We start from the raw sequence: 16,088 nt of genomic DNA, 5'->3' as shown, positions 1-16,088 counted from the left end.
ACTATAGTTTCAATCCTGTTACCGGCGATATTTCGATGTGTGCCACTAACCCGCGGTTCCGACTGCTAAAGAACTACGACTCCGATAACATCAAACACTGTAGTACGGTACTCGAAAGTGAAAACCATGCTAGTCCGGTATTACTGTCGAGAGGATAGATCATGGTGTGCTCCCACTCGAAACGTACAGTGCTGTCAACGCGGAATGGCTGATTTTCCTCTCCCCAGAACTCGCGAGTCGTGCACAATTTGGCTGGACGATTACTGTTCACATCCTCTTTGCCGCGCTCTCGGTCGGGCTGGCACCGTTCATCATCTATTTCACCTGGAAAGACGTCTGGACCGACGATGAACGGTTCAGTCGGTTGCGCTCTTTCTGGGTGACGGTCTTCGCAGTCGGCTTCGTGATGGGTACGGTAACAGGCATCCCCATGAGCTTCCAGTTTGGGACAAACTTCCCGCGGTTTGCGACAATCGCTGGCGAATTGATCGGTGGTCCGCTGGCCTTTGAGGCGAAGATAGCGTTTTTCCTCGAAGCCGTCTTCCTCGGCATCTTGCTTTTCGGACGTGAGCGGGTGAGCGACCGAACGTATGTCCTCTCGTCGGTGCTGGTCGGGATCGGTGCATGGCTGTCGGCGTTCTGGATTCTAGTGGTCAACGCCTGGATGCAGACACCTCAAGGCTATGATATGATAACCCAGAACGGAATGCGGGTCGCCAGGCTGACCGACCCGGTAGCTGCCTTTCTCACGCCGCGACTCCCGTGGATGTACGTCCACATGGTCAACGCCTCCGTCATCTCTGTCGCATTGCTGGTCGGTGGTGTCTCGGCGTACTTGGTCTGGAAGACCCACGACTCGACGGCCTGGCAAGCCTCTCTAAAGATCGCGGTCCTGTTATTGCTGGTTACAGCACCACTGCAGGCCGTTCACGGTGATGCCTACGGTCGCCACGTCGCGGACACCCAGCCCCAGAAGTTCGCCGCTATGGAGGCCCACTACGAGACTGGACAGGCCGACCTTCACCTACTCGCGTTTCCGAAAGATCTCAGTGCGCTGACCGACCCACACGCGGAAAACCTCTACACCGTCAGTCTACCTGGCCTCGGTTCCTACCTCGCCACCGGCGGTGACCCTGACGCTGAGGTACTCGGGTTGAACGAGTACGAACACAACCCCCCGGTGGCGCTGGTGTTCTGGTCGTTCCGGTTTATGGTCGGACTCGGCTTCCTTTTCATCGGTCTCGCAATGTGGGGAGGGTCCCTCACATACAGAGACAAACTCGCCGACAGCGACCGATTCCTGAAGGCGATGATGGCCGCGACGCCACTGGGGTACGCCGCCTTGCTCACCGGTTGGTACGTCACAGAGATCGGTCGGCAGCCGTGGGTCATTCAGGGCGAATTGAAGACCAGTGATGCAGTCTCGCAGTCGCTGACCGCCGGGGAAGCGATGGCGACGCTGGCAGTGTTTCTCATCGTGTATGTTGGGCTAATTGCCGCGGCTCTCCTCGTCTTACGGTGGCTCGTGAGAGAGGAACTGCAGGACCTCGGCGTTCTTGCCCCGTCGCAGGAAACCGGACACGGACGCATTCCGTGGGTGGGTGGCGATGACTGAGTTGCTCTCCGTGGATCGCTACCTCCTTGACGCGCTCCCAGAGGTGTGGTTTGGCGTCGTCATGTTCGCGCTGGCAATGTACGTGGTTCTCGACGGATTCGACTTCGGCATCGGTATGCTGTACGCCACTCGGAGCGACGAAGACGACAGGGAGACACTCCTGTCGGTGTTTGGGCCGGTCTGGGACGCCAACGAGGTGTGGCTGGTCGCCTTCGGAACAATGTTGTTAGCCGCGTTCCCGAGCGTGTACTCTCGGTTGCTCGCTGACAACTATCTGCTCGTTATCGGGTTTGTTCTCGCGCTGTTGTTCCGGGGCATAGCACCGGAACTGCGCGAGCAATGCGAGGACGATCGGTGGCAACGGATGTGTGACGCTTCTTTCGTCGGGGGCAGCACGCTCGCACCACTGCTGTTTGGCGTCCTCGCCGGGCGCTGGATCTTCGATGTTCCGACGCTGTCGGTGCCGGCGCTCTTGACAGGTGTCGGACTGACCACGGTATCAGTCGTCACGGGCGCGGCTTTCATCTCGGCCAAGACTGGCTCCTCCCTTGCCGCCGACCTGCGCAGGTACGGTATCGCCGGAACGGTATCATATCTCGGTGGTGTCGCCATCCTTCTGACGACTGTCGTCGTGACAGACGCCGGCGGCACAGCTGACGCCGTTCTCTCTGTCCCGATTGCTGTGGTAGTCGCTCTCTCTGCCCTCTCAGGCCTGGCTGGGATAGGCTTCGCTCGCCGCGAGCAGTATCGGCGATGGCTCGTGAGTGCGCTAACTCTTCCCGCGCTGTTGAGCCTCCTCGTTGCGCTTCTGCTGTACCCAGTTATCTACCCTGCGACCGGACTGACCGTCCGAGAGGCCGTCGTCTCACCACTCGCGCTCAACCTTGTCACCGTGATGGGGCTGCCGGTGCTACTGCTCGTGCTCTGGTATTTCAAGTTCCTCTATGGCGTCTTCAGCGGACCCGTTGTCGACGAATCCTATGGTCCTTGACCAAGCCGAGACCGCCGCTACAGTAAGCAAGGTGAGTCTCCTCTGGGCTTGCTTCTGACCTCACGCCGCTTCTAGATTCGGCAATAGTTTCAGCCGGAGTGTCAGGGGCAATACCTGGCGTTCGAGCGCTCAGTCCGACTGGACTGGAGCGTCGAGTTGTTCGGTGCGTTCGCCAGAGTCGGGCTCAGCCAAATAATCTCCGTCCGCCGGAAGGAGTCGACGTTTCGAGTTAAAGACGACAATGAGGCTACTGATCGCCATCATAACGGCGGCGATCAACGGTGTGATCACACCGGTTATCGCCAATGGGAGTGCAATCGCGTTGTAGCCGGCCGCCCAGACGAGGTTCTGTTTGATCCGGCCTCGAGTTTCACTCGCCAACTCGAAGACCTCTGGAACGGCGTCGAGACGGTCGTCAAGCACTACCGCATCGGCCGCCTCGATCGCCAGATCGGTGCCGCTCGAGACTGCGATCCCGAGGTCGGCGCTAGCGAGTGCGGGCGCGTCGTTCGTTCCGTCGCCGATCATTGTCGTCGTCCCGCGCTCGCGGAGTCCCTGGACGATCACTTCCTTCGACTCGGGGCGCACGCCTGCGAAGACGTGATCAACTGCGGGATGGTTTGCAAACGTCTCAGTCATCCGCTCGTCGTCGCCAGTCAGCACGACGATATCCCGATCCGCGGCCGCGGTCTCGGAAACCACGCGTTCCCAACTCTCACGGGGCGTATCTTGGACTGTAACGACTCCTTTGACGGCCCCCTCCCAAGCAACCGCCGTTGGATGAGTACCCGACTCGTAAGCGTCCGTGACAGCTGCCTCGATTTCCGTGGGGATTGTCCACTCGTCAGTATCGAATGAGCCCGGGTGGCCCAAAACGACGCGAGTATCGTCGACAAGTGCTGACACGGTACGGTCGGCGCTCTCGAAACTCGACACCGATCGCGTGGTCGGCGGGGCAGCCTCGTCAATGGCAGCGGCGATTGGGTGGCTTGACCGACGTTCGACGGCGGCCGCCATCGCGAGCACTTCGTCGGGATCGTCGCCAACGACGTCCACAAGCTCCATCTCCCCAGTGGTGAGCGTCCCAGTCTTGTCGAATACGACGACCGAAGAGTCGTCGATCCGTTCAAGCACTGTCTCGTTGAGAATGAGCATGCGATTGTCGGTGGCATCGCGGGTGGCCGCTGCGAGAGCGAGCGGAGTAGCGATGCCGAGCGAGCATGGGCACGAGACTACTAGCACGGCGACCCCGGCCATTATAGCTGTGTTCGGGTCGTTACCAAGGACGAACCAGCCGGTGGCGGTCAGCGCGGCAAGTCCGAGTACGAATGGAACGAACAGTACCGCAAAGCGGTTGACAATATGTTGCACACCCGTGGCAGAACTCTTGACGTTCCAGAGGAGTTCGACGAGGCGATCCATCGTGCTAGTTTTTTCGGGACCAACTTCAACGATAATCGCATTGTCAGTAAGGATCGACCCGCCGAGGACACTGTCCCCGACCGATTTTCGTTGCGGGAGAGATTCACCCGTGATAAGTGCCTCATCAATCGCGGCAGTCCCGTCGACGATCTGGCCGTCGACCGGGATCCGCTCGCCGGGTTTGACTAACAGCCGGTCGCCAGGCTCACACTTCGCAATTTCGATGGTTTCACTGGTCTCACTGTCGTCGTCGAGTCGGCGGGCCTCATCGACGCGTGAATCCGTGAGGTCGGCACGGTTACCGAGTGCAGCGTGTTTGACCTGTGACTCCAGATGATTGCCGATAGTGACGATCGCGAGCACCATCACTGCGACGTCGAAGTACGGGTCACGCCCGCCCGTGAGGTAGGTTGCCAGCGAGTAGAGATACGCTGCAAGTACCGCGATAGCTATCAACACGTCCATGTTCGGGCGACCGACTCTCAGGCTCACGTAGGCCCCACGGAAGACCGGGTATCCAAGTCCGACGAGTATGAGTGTGCTCCAGACAATTAGTGGCCAGAACACCATCGCCTCGACAGTGCTCCCATAGAGGAAACTCTCGGGATAGATGCCGAGATACACTGGGTATATGAACAGGACGTAGAGAACCAACACAGGCATCATCAGAACTGCCGCGAGCACCGCACGGTATTTGCCGAACTCGACGCGTGAACGTAGTGAGTCGTTCTCTTCGTCAGGACCGTGAGCTTGGTAGCCCAGTCGACTGAGTGCCGCAGCGATCGCGTTTCGATCGATGCAGTCAGGATCGTACACCACCTGTGCCATTTCAGTCGCGTAACTCGCACGCGCCTCGTGAACGCCTTCCTCCTCTTCGGCAAGGAGTTCAATGAATCCCTCGCAAGTCTGACAGTGCATCCCGTCAATCGAGAGGTAGGCTGTTTCGGCACCCTCGGGGCCATCGGGCCTGGTCTCCTCGGCCTCGACACGGTCACGGACGGCCGCAATCGAAAGGTCGACATCCTCACCGTCGTCAACTAACTGTGCGACCTCTAAACAGCCTCGACAGCAGAACTCGCCGTCAATGTCATCGTTGGTAATCGGGTCTTTGACGGGGAGGTCACAGAGTGTACAGGTGGACATATTACGCAACCGCCTCCGATTCGGCGATCGGTTGATAGTACGGGATATCTGGTAACGGAAGCATGACGCCAAACCGCATAAGTCCCATCGCTACCAGTATGTATCCGAGCCCAACGAACAATACACCGAGTCCGTAATGGACTACCTGCCGCTGGCGGGTGCTCACTGATTGGATAACCGTTCCGTAGAGAAACACACTGGGGATCGTCCCGACCCCGAGCGCACCGAGCGAGAGGAGGCCATATACGGGTGAGCCCTGGGCAAACGCGTACAGGAATGCCGGATAGAGAAGCATACACGGCAACAACCCATGAAGCGCGCCGAGGCCGATAATGCCGATACCGTTGACCCAGCGGTCGACCCGTCTTGAAATGACTGTGTAGGTTCGCGCGAATAGTGAGCCGAACCCAGTACCGGCAACAACTCCTTCAACGGCTCCTTGTTGGTAGCCGGCTAACCGGGTGAGTCCCATAACGATAATTGCTACGCCAATGCAGATTCCGACGACACCCTGAGCTGGCCGGAGAAATCCAGCGAGCCCGATGGTTCCGTACAGTAGCGCGCCGGCAGCTCCGAAGACGCATCCGATGATGGCGTAGCTCACCGTCCGGCCGAGGTTGAACAGTGTGTGCTGACGCACCTCATAGAGTGTGAGTGCGCTCGCCCACCGGTCCTGGGTTTCCATACGCTCGGCATAGGTTGCAACGAGCGGGCCGCACATTCCAAGACAGTGTGCACCTCCGAAAAGGCCAATCATGAAAAACACGACCAGTCCGTAGCCACTTGTGATGCTGATCTCACTCAGCTGTACTAGAACTGCTGATATCATATCCAAGGCTGGCAAGGCCAGCATAGATTAGGGTGTACCAATCGTCGTGTGTAGTGGGTTTCGGTTCAGGCCGTGGCTTCGATCGTTAAGAACTACATCCAAGAACGTGGAATTACAGTGATTGTGAGGCGAAAACCCACGACTTCAGTCGTGGGATGAAGCCGACAACTTGGCCACTCCTCCCGCCACCTCCGTGATGAGTTCGACTTCGGATTGCCGTCGCTGTGGACGCGCTCGCACCTCGCCTCAATTGCGGGCGACGTGTCCAGCGAGTTCATCGAGGAGTATATCGACGCCCAAGCAGGTGAGTCGTCACGCAACGGACCGTCTCAACCACGGAAGTTTGTCAGTAGTTGAGACTTGCAGTCTCAATGCATACGAAATGAGATTCAAGGGAATCTTGGCTGGAATAACTGTTCAATCTGGATGCGAACTACCCAGAAGGGCACTGTCTAGTTCTGGACGACCTCAGCTGGCGTTCGTCCGTCGAGTTCTTGGTTGGGTCGTTCGTGGTTGTAGTGGTGTCTGAAGCGTCGTAGCCACTGTTTCGCGCTGGATTGACTGTCCCTCCAGAAGGAGTGAAAGCGGTCGATTCGCACGGTCACAGTCTGGAACCACTTTTCGAAGTGGTTCCGGATTCGATAGTCGAGCCGACCGCTCAAATCGTGACGCGAGAGGGCAGTCAGATAGCCGCCAGCATCGACGAGAAACTCTGTCTCGGCAACATCGTGTTTCTGAGTGAGCCGGTGCAGGAACGCCGCCGCGGGGTCAGTCCCGCAGCGGCTGAACACGTCAACTTCGAGAAGTAACTTTGATTCAGTGTCGACAGCGGCATACACCCACTTTTTTCCCCGTCGATCTCGATTTGTTTCTCATCGACTGCGACCCGCGACGGCTCCGCCGTCGGCGGGTCGCTCTGTGCTTCGGACAGTGTATGCACCCAATTCCAGACTGCTCCGTGAGAGCGGTCGACACCCAGCAGGTCTAAGATAGCAACCGTCTCCCTAATCGACAGCCCCGCAGTATGGAGACGCACCCCAAACCGCCGGACGGGTGTCGGGGTGCGCTCATTCTCCCAAACGTCTTGGCTGTCCTCATCTAACGTTTCTCTGAGGAGGTCTGCGAGTTGCATGGACACTTCTCGCTACGACCTCCTCGTTTCTCAAACTCGCTCAACTAGACAGTGCCTTTGGGGGTGTTATTTGGATTTCTCTATCAAACGATTCGTAGCTCCCCTGTACTGCTCATTAGCGGAGCAGACCCACCAATTTCGTGGAACTACCGTCGGCTACCCAATCCACCCGTCGATCTCAACCTGTGTACTGTCTGCCGGAGCATCGTCCGCTGTCCTCGCAGCTGAGTCAAACGGGGGCTCGACGAGACGCGGCACTTCATCGTCGTATGTCCGGTCAGGGCGTTTCACACAGTCGAGCGTGATGATAGGACTGCACTCACTACAAGAGTGCGTTGCCCCGTCGAAGCCGTTGATACTCACCGACTAGGAAATAACGCTCGCGAGCCGATACGTCTCCGCTGCTGGCTGGCGAGTACTGGCAGACTGGCAGCCAACAGCCCCGCAGACATCGCAGGTGACGAGATGGTCTCGATCTGCCTCGTGGAAGAGCGAAGGCGGCCTGCTCGACGTTGTCGCGGTCCTGAAGCGTACACTCCCGGCAAATCGTGAACCAGAACACGCCGTCTTCTCGCCCCACTTCGTCGGGCAACCGGACATACGTGTACGCCTCGCCGGAGATATCGGCTGTCCTGTCTCCACAGAACCGACAGTACTCAGCCGTTGCCTTGGGCTGGATTTCGGTCACTGAGACCTCCGTGCAAGTGTTGACTGCTCGCGAGCAGTGTCCACAGGACAGAGAAAGCGCCATTGTATCGCTCACGAATCGGCTTGTACTCTCGGTTGCTTCAGTTTGAGCTGCAAATCGAAAGATTTGAGAAGGAAAGCAAGCAAAAGTACAAGAATATCGGCAATTACAAGACCAATTTAACCAGAAATACGAGCGGATAGAAGAAATAGAAACACGCCTTTGGAAATACGAGAACCCGAATACATCGTCCAGTAAGCAACAGTCGGGGGCTGATGCTCACCGATTCGTCAAGGTGATCCCTGATCTGGAGCCCCCAGAAGTCACCCAGGACAACCGCCACTGCTACCAGTGCAACTCTTGTGGGACAGAAACCGTTGCGACACACCCTGACTGCCCCAAATGAGTGGTAGTTCGCGGTGAGCGTACTCTCCCAAGCAGCACTTTATCGGAACGATCACCGCCGCTCTTTCCGGAAGATTGCTGATAGCTTTGAGCAACTGCACTGGTTAGTAACCCTCAGGTGTGTCCGTGTGGTACGCGACCGAACGCGCTGGTCGCTGCGAATACGAACAGATTCATATCTCCACTGAACGTGACAGGTGCAGCCACGATCCCGATTGCGGTGATGTCGGTGGTATCGGCTCGGTTACGAACAGCACCACAGGACGGTTATCAGCCCGAACACTACCAACATGCTATAGTAGCCATTGAAAATCAATGCACACCTGATCGCACGACGGCAGTGCGATCAGTGTGTACATCGTTTCAATTGTTACTATAGTCGGCGGATCGGGCATCGTTATTGAGTTATCACTCCTGAAAGACTTATACTTGCCCGACGGTGCCCTCACTCTATTTCGTTATGGAAAAAGATAGTATTTCCTCAGAGTACGTCAGAAACGAGGCAGCGGACTATTCGAAGTTGATGAGCGGTTTGATAATGTCGTCCTCTTTCCTTTCCACGAGGGGAACGCTTCTTGCCAGCGTTGCGTTCGGGTTCCCGGCATGTGCCACCCCGAAGACGACCGACGTAAACAGCGTGGCAAGTCCGACCGCAGCCGTACCCCGAACCCGCTCGAACCACGTACGTTCCTCTGTGATGTTGGTGATGAGATATCCCCGAAATAGGAGCTCCTCGTAGACGCCCACGGCGACGAACGTGACGAATCGCCTGTGGTACCAGATGTAGCAGCCTATCGTTCTCAACGCGGATCCCGCCCTGAATCGCCCCTCTGGTTAAACGACACCCTGCTTCTGTACTCGACACTGACCACTAAGTCGTCCCCCGGTGTACACCCCGTAACTAATGGTTGTCTCCGCTTCGACGAACACCGAATCCTGGTATTCACGGGGGCTAAGTCAGATATACGACGCCCTTGACGCCGATTCAGATGGTCTCTCAACCGAGGACGCTGAAAGCCGGCGCTCTGAACACGGCTCAAATCGCCTGCCGAAGACAAAGCCGGTCACCGTGTGGCAAATCTTCCTCCGTCAGTTCAAAAACCCACTCATCTACATTCTCGCCACCGCGGCAATTGTCTCGTTTGCCATCGGTGAGGAGACTGACGCTGGATTCATCGCCCTGGTGCTGTTGATCAACGCGCTCGTCGGCGGTATCCAAGAATGGCGTGCAGAACGCAGCAGTCAGGCACTGCAGCAACTCATCAGGACCCGGGCGACGGTCATTCGAGATGGTGAGACACGCGACATCGATGGAGAAGAGGTCGTCCCTGGTGATATCGTGCTTCTAGAATCTGGGTACCGTGTTCCTGCGGACATTCGACTCGTTTCTACACATGGTCTAGAGATCGACGAGTCGCCACTCACCGGCGAATCAGCCCCCGTCCTGAAAGACGAAGAGTGGGCAGGCGACGACCGGGCCTCACTCGGAGATCGGCGCAATATGGCCTACGCGGGAACGGTGGTCAACCGTGGGCGGGGGCGCGGTGTCGTCGTCGAAACCGGTGCCGATACGGTTGTCGGCCGATTGGCCGAGGACGTCACGGCCGTTGAGGGCGGACAGCCTCCCCTCGTGACGCGTATGGAGCGATTTACCCGCATTGTCGGCCTCGTCGTACTCGCCGCCGCGGCAATCACCGCCCTCCTCGGAATCTTCGTCCAGCAGTACGACGCCGTCGAAATGTTCCTGTTCGCCGTTGCGTTAGCCGTGTCGGCGATCCCTGAAGGGCTCCCCGTGGGAATCACTGTCGCGCTAGGCGTCGCCAGCCGGAGAATGGCAAAGGTAGGCGTCATCGTCCGTCGTCTAGTGGCTGTGGAAGGACTGGGAAGTTGTACGATGATTGCGTCGGATAAGACGGGAACGCTGACTGCAAACGAATTGACGGTCAAACAGGCTCAACTCCCCGATGGAAGGACGTTTGAGGTGACCGGCGAGGGGTATGCCCCGGAAGGGAGTGTCCTCAGAGACGGGCACCCTCCGGAGCCTCATCTCGCAAACGAGTTGTCTCGTCTCGCCCGCGCATCTGTGCTCTGTAACGAAGGGCACCTGTCCCGACGCGACGACGAGTGGACGTGGCGCGGTGACCCGACCGACATCGCGCTTCTCGCGTTCGGTCACAAGCTGGGGTGGTCCCGCGAGGCGGCGCTCGACGCGAACCCACAGATTGACGAGATCCCTTTCGAACCCGAACAGCGCTATGCGGCGACATTTCATGAAACCCGTGACCAGGAACAGGTATTCGTCAAGGGTGCGCCCGAGCGCGTTCTGGAGATGTGTTCGGATGCAAGCGAGGGCGACTTTTCGCGGCAAGAACTGCAACAGCAGGCGACCGAGATGGCTCACGAGGGATATCGCGTGCTTGCCGTCGCCGAAGGAACGCTGGAGACTACCGAGGATCTCGGCCAGCCCCCGTCAGAACCGACCGGGTTGACGTTTCTCGGGTTTATCGGGATGATCGACCCGCTCCGATCCGGTGTCGAGGAGGCGATTACGTCAGCACAGCAGGCTGGCATCACTGTCACAATGATTACGGGAGATCATCGAGAGACGGCCCTTGCTATCGCCCGTGCCCTCGGACTGGCCGAGTCTCCGGAGGAGGTCACCACCGGAACCGAGCTCATGGACGCCTCCCAAGAACAGCTTGTGGAAATCATAGAAACGACGCGGGTGTTTGCACGCGTCTCGCCCGATCAAAAACTCAGAATCGTCGAAGCTGCCCGGGGTATGGGACACTACGTCGCCGTCACGGGTGACGGTGTCAACGACGCACCGGCGCTTCGGCAGGCGAATATCGGTATCGCTATGGGACAGATGGGGACCGACGTGGCCCGGGATGCGGCCGAACTCGTGATCAGCGACGACAACTTTGCGACGATAGTCGCGGGCATCGAACAGGGCCGGATCGCGTTCGACAACATCCGCAAGATCATTTTCCTGCTCATCTCCACCGGCGCTGGAGAAGTTACACTCGTCCTGTTGAGCTTAGCGGCCGGACTACCACTCCCGCTGGTGCCCGTCCAGATTCTCTGGTTGAACCTCGTCACGAACGGGATTCAGGACGTCGCCCTGGCATTCGAACCCAAGGAAGGAGACGTGTTGAATCGGCCACCACGCTCTCCTGACGAGCGAATCTTCAATCAAATCATGATCGAACGGACACTCGTCGCCGCGATGGTGATCGGTGTGATCGGGTTCGGGACGTTCATTTGGTTACTGGAGCAGGGGCTTTCGGAGGCGGCTGTCCGCAATCACCTGCTCCTGCTGGTCGTCCTGTTCCAAATGGTCAATATCGGCAATGCCCGCTCCGAGACGGCCTCTCTGTTCCATCTATCACCGTTGCAGAGCCCCATCTTGCTTACCGGGACGATTACTGCGTTCTTGATCCACCTCGGAGCGATGTACTTTCCGCCCGCTCAGGCAGTCCTTGGAACCGCACCTGTCAGTCTGGAACAGTGGCTCGTTCTCGGTGGGATTGCCCTGACCATCGCCGTCGCTATCGAGCTGCACAAACTGAGCTGGAAGATGCGGTACCCTAAGCGCTCGGAGAGAGCGTCACAGACCTCTTCGCAAACTCGCGAGAAGGAGGCGTAGAGCGGGAAATCTGGCAGACCCTCAGTCGCGCTCTCCGCCACGAAGCGGGCTTTCTCCTGTGAATTCTCGCTTAATTAAGCGACAGCATCCCAGCGTTCACGCCGGGGAGGACGTTATCTCCGAGCAGCCCGATTCATTCCGAGGAGGGGACGCATTCAGTTATAAAATCCCGGCGGGAGACCAGTGTGTCGAACGCCGGTCCATTCCTCGATCTGGAACTCGTATATCTGTGTTTCAAGCGAGTCACTCGCGGTCTCGAACAGTTCCGGGCGCCACGTTGGCGTCGTCGTCTCGTCGAGTTCACCACGTCTGTCTTCCGGGAGTTTCTGAATCGTCCCGATGAGTCCGACGCTCTCCCAGTTAAACGCTGTCTCCGCACTGTACACGAGGAATGCCGCCGACTCTGCCTGGTTGGCCAACTCCATTTTCCGACTTCCGTTGTCTCCGATGAAGTAGAAGTAGAGACGCCCCCCTCCATTATACCCGTAGGTCATCGGAATCAGGTAGGGTTCGACGTCTGTTGGGAGTCCCAGCGTTCCCATACTCTGGCTAGAGAGAAACCCCTCTACCTCCTCGTCGGTCATCTTGTGCAACCCGAAGTCGGTGAGTTCGTCGATAGTCATTCCATATCAGAGTATGCTATCGAGTGACATAATTCCGTGTGCTGTCTCATAGTTTCCCGATAGACAACAGATGGAGGCGTCTGCTATAGTAGCCATTGGAAATCAATGCACACTTGATCGCATGGCAGCAGTGCGATCAGTGTGTAAATCGTTTAATTGTTACTATAACTGCTCGGTCACCCGCTGGCGAGGACCTCGACGGTGACCTGACCTGTCTCCGGCGTCTCGTCGATCAGGACGGCGGCCTGGCCCTCAATTATCGGTTCGCCGTCCTCGTTGAGCACGTCCGTCGTGAGCTGGTATTTGTTCCTGCCGAGGTCCTCGACAACCTCACAGACTGCGGTAAGGCGAACATCGATGTCGGCCGGTTTTAGGAACGAGAGGTCCTGTGAGATGTATATAGTTACACCGGGGAAACGAGCCAACGCAGCACTGATCAATCCACCGACAAGCGTCCCGTGGACGATTCGCCGGCCGAACCGCGTCTGGCTGGCGTACTCCTCGTCGAGATGAAGCCGGTTTGTGTCGCCACTGGCGGCAGCGAAGGTCCTCACGTCTTGTTCGCTGATCGTCTTCGAAAACTCGACTCTGTCACCGACGTTGACGTGGTGGTCGTCGAGTCCCGTACCCTCAACGTCCCAGTCGTTTTTTTCGTAAGCAGTCTCCTGATGTCGGTAGTAGTTGGCAGTCTGTTGTTCGTGGCCTTCGATTACCCGCCGCTGGAGGATTTGCGGGACGTGACGGACGATATCGTCAGTGCTGACCAGCCCAACTAGCTCGTCTCCATCGAAGACGACCAACCGGGCGATATCATGCTCAAACATTGTTTCGACCGCGGCGCCGAGGGTGGCGCTCGCATCGACCGAAACAACGTGGGTTGACATAAACTCCGAAAGCGAGCGCTCTTCCGGGCTCGACTCCTCGCTGAGGAGTCGCACGAAGTCGTCGCTGGTGACGATGCCGAGGACCTCTCCGTCCTCGACGACGACTAGTGACCCGATTGAGCCCGCGTGACACCGGCCGGCGGCAGTACTGGCAGTTGTTTCAGGCGACGCCGTCTCGACCGGACTGCTCATCACGTCGTTGACGCGAATTGGGAACGCCATGGTTGCACGTCGGTTCGACGTGACAAGAGGTTATCTGACGAAGAGATACCAACCGATAACAGCTGTACGTATGTTATTACTAAAAGGAATAGAAAAGTAAAGAGATGGAATAAAAGGTGTATCTAACCGAGATCAAATAGTTATAATTACGCATGTATTATATACAAAATAACGCCCTTCAGATTGAATACTGGTGCTTTGTTTAAAGATTTAATTGATCAGTGTTATTCTTCGTGCTGGATTCTGGTATCCAAGAGCTTCAATTTGTTCTTCTCGAAACCAACGAGGGCACCAATCTGTCGCCCGTGGTGACGACCTTTGGGAGGTTATAATGTGCCTTATCGACATCATCGGTAATGGAACTAGAGTGCATAAGTTAGAGTGAAAACGAGAGATATTAACAATAAAAACCCGAGTTTGGAAATACAAAATCAATTTTATGAACTAAAGGGTTGCAAATACAAGATAAAGATACCAATCTGACTGAATAGAGGATTAAGTCTTGGAAAGTGGACGACATCCATGAGACGGCAGCCCGCAATGCGATATCCGAGTGAGCCAGTGCAGTGACGAAGACCGAAGCTCAGATCGAGATAGGACTCAGATAGCGATAGGCGTCGTCGATGGTACTGATCGTCCGGAATGCCGCTGCCACGGAGGGCTTCTCGTCGACCGAATCCATGTCGCCGACACGGGATCGTAGTTCGGTGACCACCAGCGCCCCCACGGTAGGCTCTGCGGCGACGAACCGGTCGATCGCCTCCTGGGAGTCCGCGGCGGCGAGAAAGAGCGCGCAGATCTCCTCAGCCGCCGATTCCGTTTCGGAGTCCACCACGTCCAGCGCCAGCAGTGCCTCGGTCGCCTCCATACGCACCCACGGATCCTCGTCTTCGAGACGGGCCTCTAAGTTCTCGACGGCGGGGCGAACCTCGTCGGGGTGGGTCCGTCCGACCGCCGTGAGTGCCCTGGCCGCAGAACGACGGCGTTCGATCCTCGACGCGTCGAGGCTGGCGGTAAGGTCATCGATGGCGGGCACGACCGCCTCCGGGTGGGCTTGTGCAATCGTCTCTAGCTCACGGGTGATCGATTCGTATATGGGTTCGAACGTGGTGTTTCCAGCACCTTCTTCGTCGAAGATGCTCTGGAGTGTCGAGGCGATACGGGGTGCCTCGCGTGGGAAGGTCACACCCAGCCGCCCGAGCGCCAGTGTGATGGATGTCTGTTCACCCCTGGGACCGGGTCCGACGAACGCAGCGGGTGGCGACAGCAATGCGAGGATGCCGTCGATGACGGGTCGAACCGCATCCGGGCGCGTCTCCGCGAGCGAAGCGAGCGCACTGGCCGCGCTGGAACGGACCGTCCAGCTGTCGTCGCCCAGACACGCCCGGAAGTCATCGATGGAAGGACGGTCCGCATCCGGATGCGTTTCCGCGAGAGAGCCGAGCCGCAGGACCGCTTTGGACCGTACTTTCGGGACGTCGTCGTCCAGGCACGCCTCGAAATCGTCGAACGGCGGGGTGATAGCTTCGGGTCGCTCTGCGGCGATCTCCCCAGAACGGCCAGTGTGTGTTCCCGGACCCACGCCTCGCCGTCGTCGAGACGGACCCGGAGATCGTCGACGAGCGGCACGAACAGTTCGGCGTGGTGCTTGCACAGTTCCCTGAGGGCGAACAGTGCCTCTCTCCGGGTCGACTCGTGGGCGTCGTGGAGCCGCTCCCGAAGGGTGTCGACGGCGGGGCGGAGCACTGCCGGGTTCTGCTCGCGACCGACGTCCGAGAGGTTCTCGGCGGCGGGTTCGCGGACTCGCCTGGGCTGGTCGAAACAGTGCCCCAGCAACACGTCGACGGCCGCCTCGGTTCGTTCCTCGTCGACGATGCCGACCGAACGAATGCCAGACATGGCGACGTCTCGGTCCCTGGCGTCTTCGGTCGCGAGCAACTCCCGCAACGCCTCGAATTCGGCATCGCCCGCCCGCCCGTCCTCGAAAGCGGCGACCAATTCCGTCACTCTCTCCGTCGTTCCAGTGGTCTCGCGAAAATCGTTCCCCATGCTTCTTGATTGAAACAGGCCACTCACGGTAATAGATCTCTGGATTCCACACGACGACCCGATACCACCTACGACCAGTGTGATTATATTCACAGCTACCGTACCAAAACGAAATGGATGACGAGTCGGTCGAAGCCGCACACGCCTAAAACCCCGAAACCTACGAGGACGAGCGGTTCGGGACATTCGAGAAGAAGGCGACTGTCTGTACTCGGTGATTATCTCGGTCTTGTGCGAGTTGACGGCGCCCACGGCCTCGTGCGTGAGCTCGCCGAGAGTACACTCCACGAGGGTGACGACCGGCGTGTGATCCCGGTCGATCGGTCGAGATCGTCGGCTCACCGTCAGGAGTTCTGTCCGCTTGATGCGCTGCTCGTGTTTCGCTGCGTTGTTCCGAAGCCATTGTCAATCGGGGGCATGTGATGCGCCCCGCCAC

Annotated in this window: 10 protein-coding genes and 4 pseudogenes; 6 read left to right on the top strand and 8 right to left on the bottom strand. The window is 58.0% G+C overall.

What is annotated here, in order from left to right:
• Nucleotides 1–166 precede the first annotated feature (166 nt).
• Both Har1131_RS19550 and Har1131_RS19545 read left to right on the top strand, forming a co-directional pair.
• The gene (locus Har1131_RS19550; protein ID WP_050036509.1) at nucleotides 167–1,615 is read left to right on the top strand and encodes a cytochrome ubiquinol oxidase subunit I; all 1,449 of its coding nucleotides are present in this window, start codon (nucleotides 167–169) and stop codon (nucleotides 1,613–1,615) included.
• Nucleotides 1,608–2,606, top strand: coding sequence for a cytochrome d ubiquinol oxidase subunit II (locus Har1131_RS19545; RefSeq protein ID WP_023842943.1), 999 nt, complete (start codon nucleotides 1,608–1,610; stop codon nucleotides 2,604–2,606). The genes Har1131_RS19550 and Har1131_RS19545 overlap by 8 nt, the downstream gene beginning before the upstream one ends.
• A gap of 129 nt (nucleotides 2,607–2,735) precedes the next feature.
• On the opposite strand, the gene Har1131_RS19540 is transcribed toward Har1131_RS19545, so the two are convergent.
• Together Har1131_RS19540 and Har1131_RS19535 are read right to left on the bottom strand one after the other, a co-directional pair.
• On the bottom strand, nucleotides 2,736–5,171 hold the full coding sequence (locus tag Har1131_RS19540; RefSeq protein WP_014030973.1) for a heavy metal translocating P-type ATPase: 2,436 nt from the start codon (nucleotides 5,169–5,171) through the stop codon (nucleotides 2,736–2,738).
• A 1-nt stretch (nucleotide 5,172) separates the two neighbouring features.
• A complete protein-coding gene (locus Har1131_RS19535) occupies nucleotides 5,173–6,000 on the bottom strand; it encodes a sulfite exporter TauE/SafE family protein (protein ID WP_050038214.1) in 828 nt (275 codons plus the stop codon).
• A 171-nt stretch (nucleotides 6,001–6,171) separates the two neighbouring features.
• On the opposite strand from Har1131_RS19535, the pseudogene Har1131_RS19530 reads away from it, so the two are divergent.
• A pseudogene (locus tag Har1131_RS19530) lies at nucleotides 6,172–6,357 on the top strand (hypothetical protein); the annotation flags it as partial.
• A 95-nt stretch (nucleotides 6,358–6,452) separates the two neighbouring features.
• Here the strand turns inward: Har1131_RS19530 and Har1131_RS19525 are convergent.
• A pseudogene (locus Har1131_RS19525) lies at nucleotides 6,453–7,132 on the bottom strand (IS6 family transposase).
• A gap of 156 nt (nucleotides 7,133–7,288) precedes the next feature.
• Nucleotides 7,289–7,820: pseudogene (locus Har1131_RS22830) on the bottom strand (hypothetical protein).
• A 110-nt stretch (nucleotides 7,821–7,930) separates the two neighbouring features.
• On the opposite strand from Har1131_RS22830, the pseudogene Har1131_RS22350 reads away from it, so the two are divergent.
• A pseudogene (locus tag Har1131_RS22350) lies at nucleotides 7,931–8,399 on the top strand (hypothetical protein); the annotation flags it as partial.
• Between the two features lie 336 nt (nucleotides 8,400–8,735).
• Here the strand turns inward: Har1131_RS22350 and Har1131_RS19510 are convergent.
• Nucleotides 8,736–9,029, bottom strand: a complete 294-nt coding sequence (locus Har1131_RS19510) for a CPBP family intramembrane glutamic endopeptidase (RefSeq protein WP_151148284.1) — start codon at nucleotides 9,027–9,029, stop codon at nucleotides 8,736–8,738.
• Nucleotides 9,030–9,129: 100 nt separating this feature from the next.
• On the opposite strand from Har1131_RS19510, the gene Har1131_RS19505 reads away from it, so the two are divergent.
• Nucleotides 9,130–11,874, top strand: a complete 2,745-nt coding sequence (locus Har1131_RS19505) for an HAD-IC family P-type ATPase (protein ID WP_151148282.1) — start codon at nucleotides 9,130–9,132, stop codon at nucleotides 11,872–11,874.
• A gap of 155 nt (nucleotides 11,875–12,029) precedes the next feature.
• On the opposite strand, the gene Har1131_RS19500 is transcribed toward Har1131_RS19505, so the two are convergent.
• From Har1131_RS19500 to Har1131_RS22020, 3 genes are all read right to left on the bottom strand, one after another.
• Nucleotides 12,030–12,497, bottom strand: a complete 468-nt coding sequence (locus Har1131_RS19500; protein ID WP_014030979.1) for a pyridoxamine 5'-phosphate oxidase family protein — start codon at nucleotides 12,495–12,497, stop codon at nucleotides 12,030–12,032.
• Nucleotides 12,498–12,673: 176 nt separating this feature from the next.
• Nucleotides 12,674–13,603 (bottom strand): CBS domain-containing protein, encoded by a 930-nt coding sequence (locus Har1131_RS19495; protein WP_151148280.1) that lies wholly within the window; start codon nucleotides 13,601–13,603, stop codon nucleotides 12,674–12,676.
• A 583-nt stretch (nucleotides 13,604–14,186) separates the two neighbouring features.
• A complete protein-coding gene (locus Har1131_RS22020; protein WP_191907523.1) occupies nucleotides 14,187–15,185 on the bottom strand; it encodes a HEAT repeat domain-containing protein in 999 nt (332 codons plus the stop codon).
• Between Har1131_RS22020 and Har1131_RS22015 the strand changes: the two genes are divergently transcribed.
• Nucleotides 15,170–15,661 carry a hypothetical protein gene (locus Har1131_RS22015; protein WP_191907522.1) on the top strand — a complete coding sequence of 164 codons (492 nt, stop codon included), beginning with the start codon at nucleotides 15,170–15,172 and terminating at the stop codon, nucleotides 15,659–15,661. The two genes, Har1131_RS22020 and Har1131_RS22015, sit on opposite strands and share 16 nt — an antisense overlap.
• Nucleotides 15,662–16,088: the final 427 nt, after the last annotated feature.

Origin of the sequence: Haloarcula sp. CBA1131, from assembly GCF_008728975.1 — an archaeon.
Lineage (GTDB): Archaea > Halobacteriota > Halobacteria > Halobacteriales > Haloarculaceae > Haloarcula > Haloarcula hispanica.
Note: the sequence above shows the minus strand (reverse complement) of the source record. Positions and strands in the feature narration are given on the sequence as shown.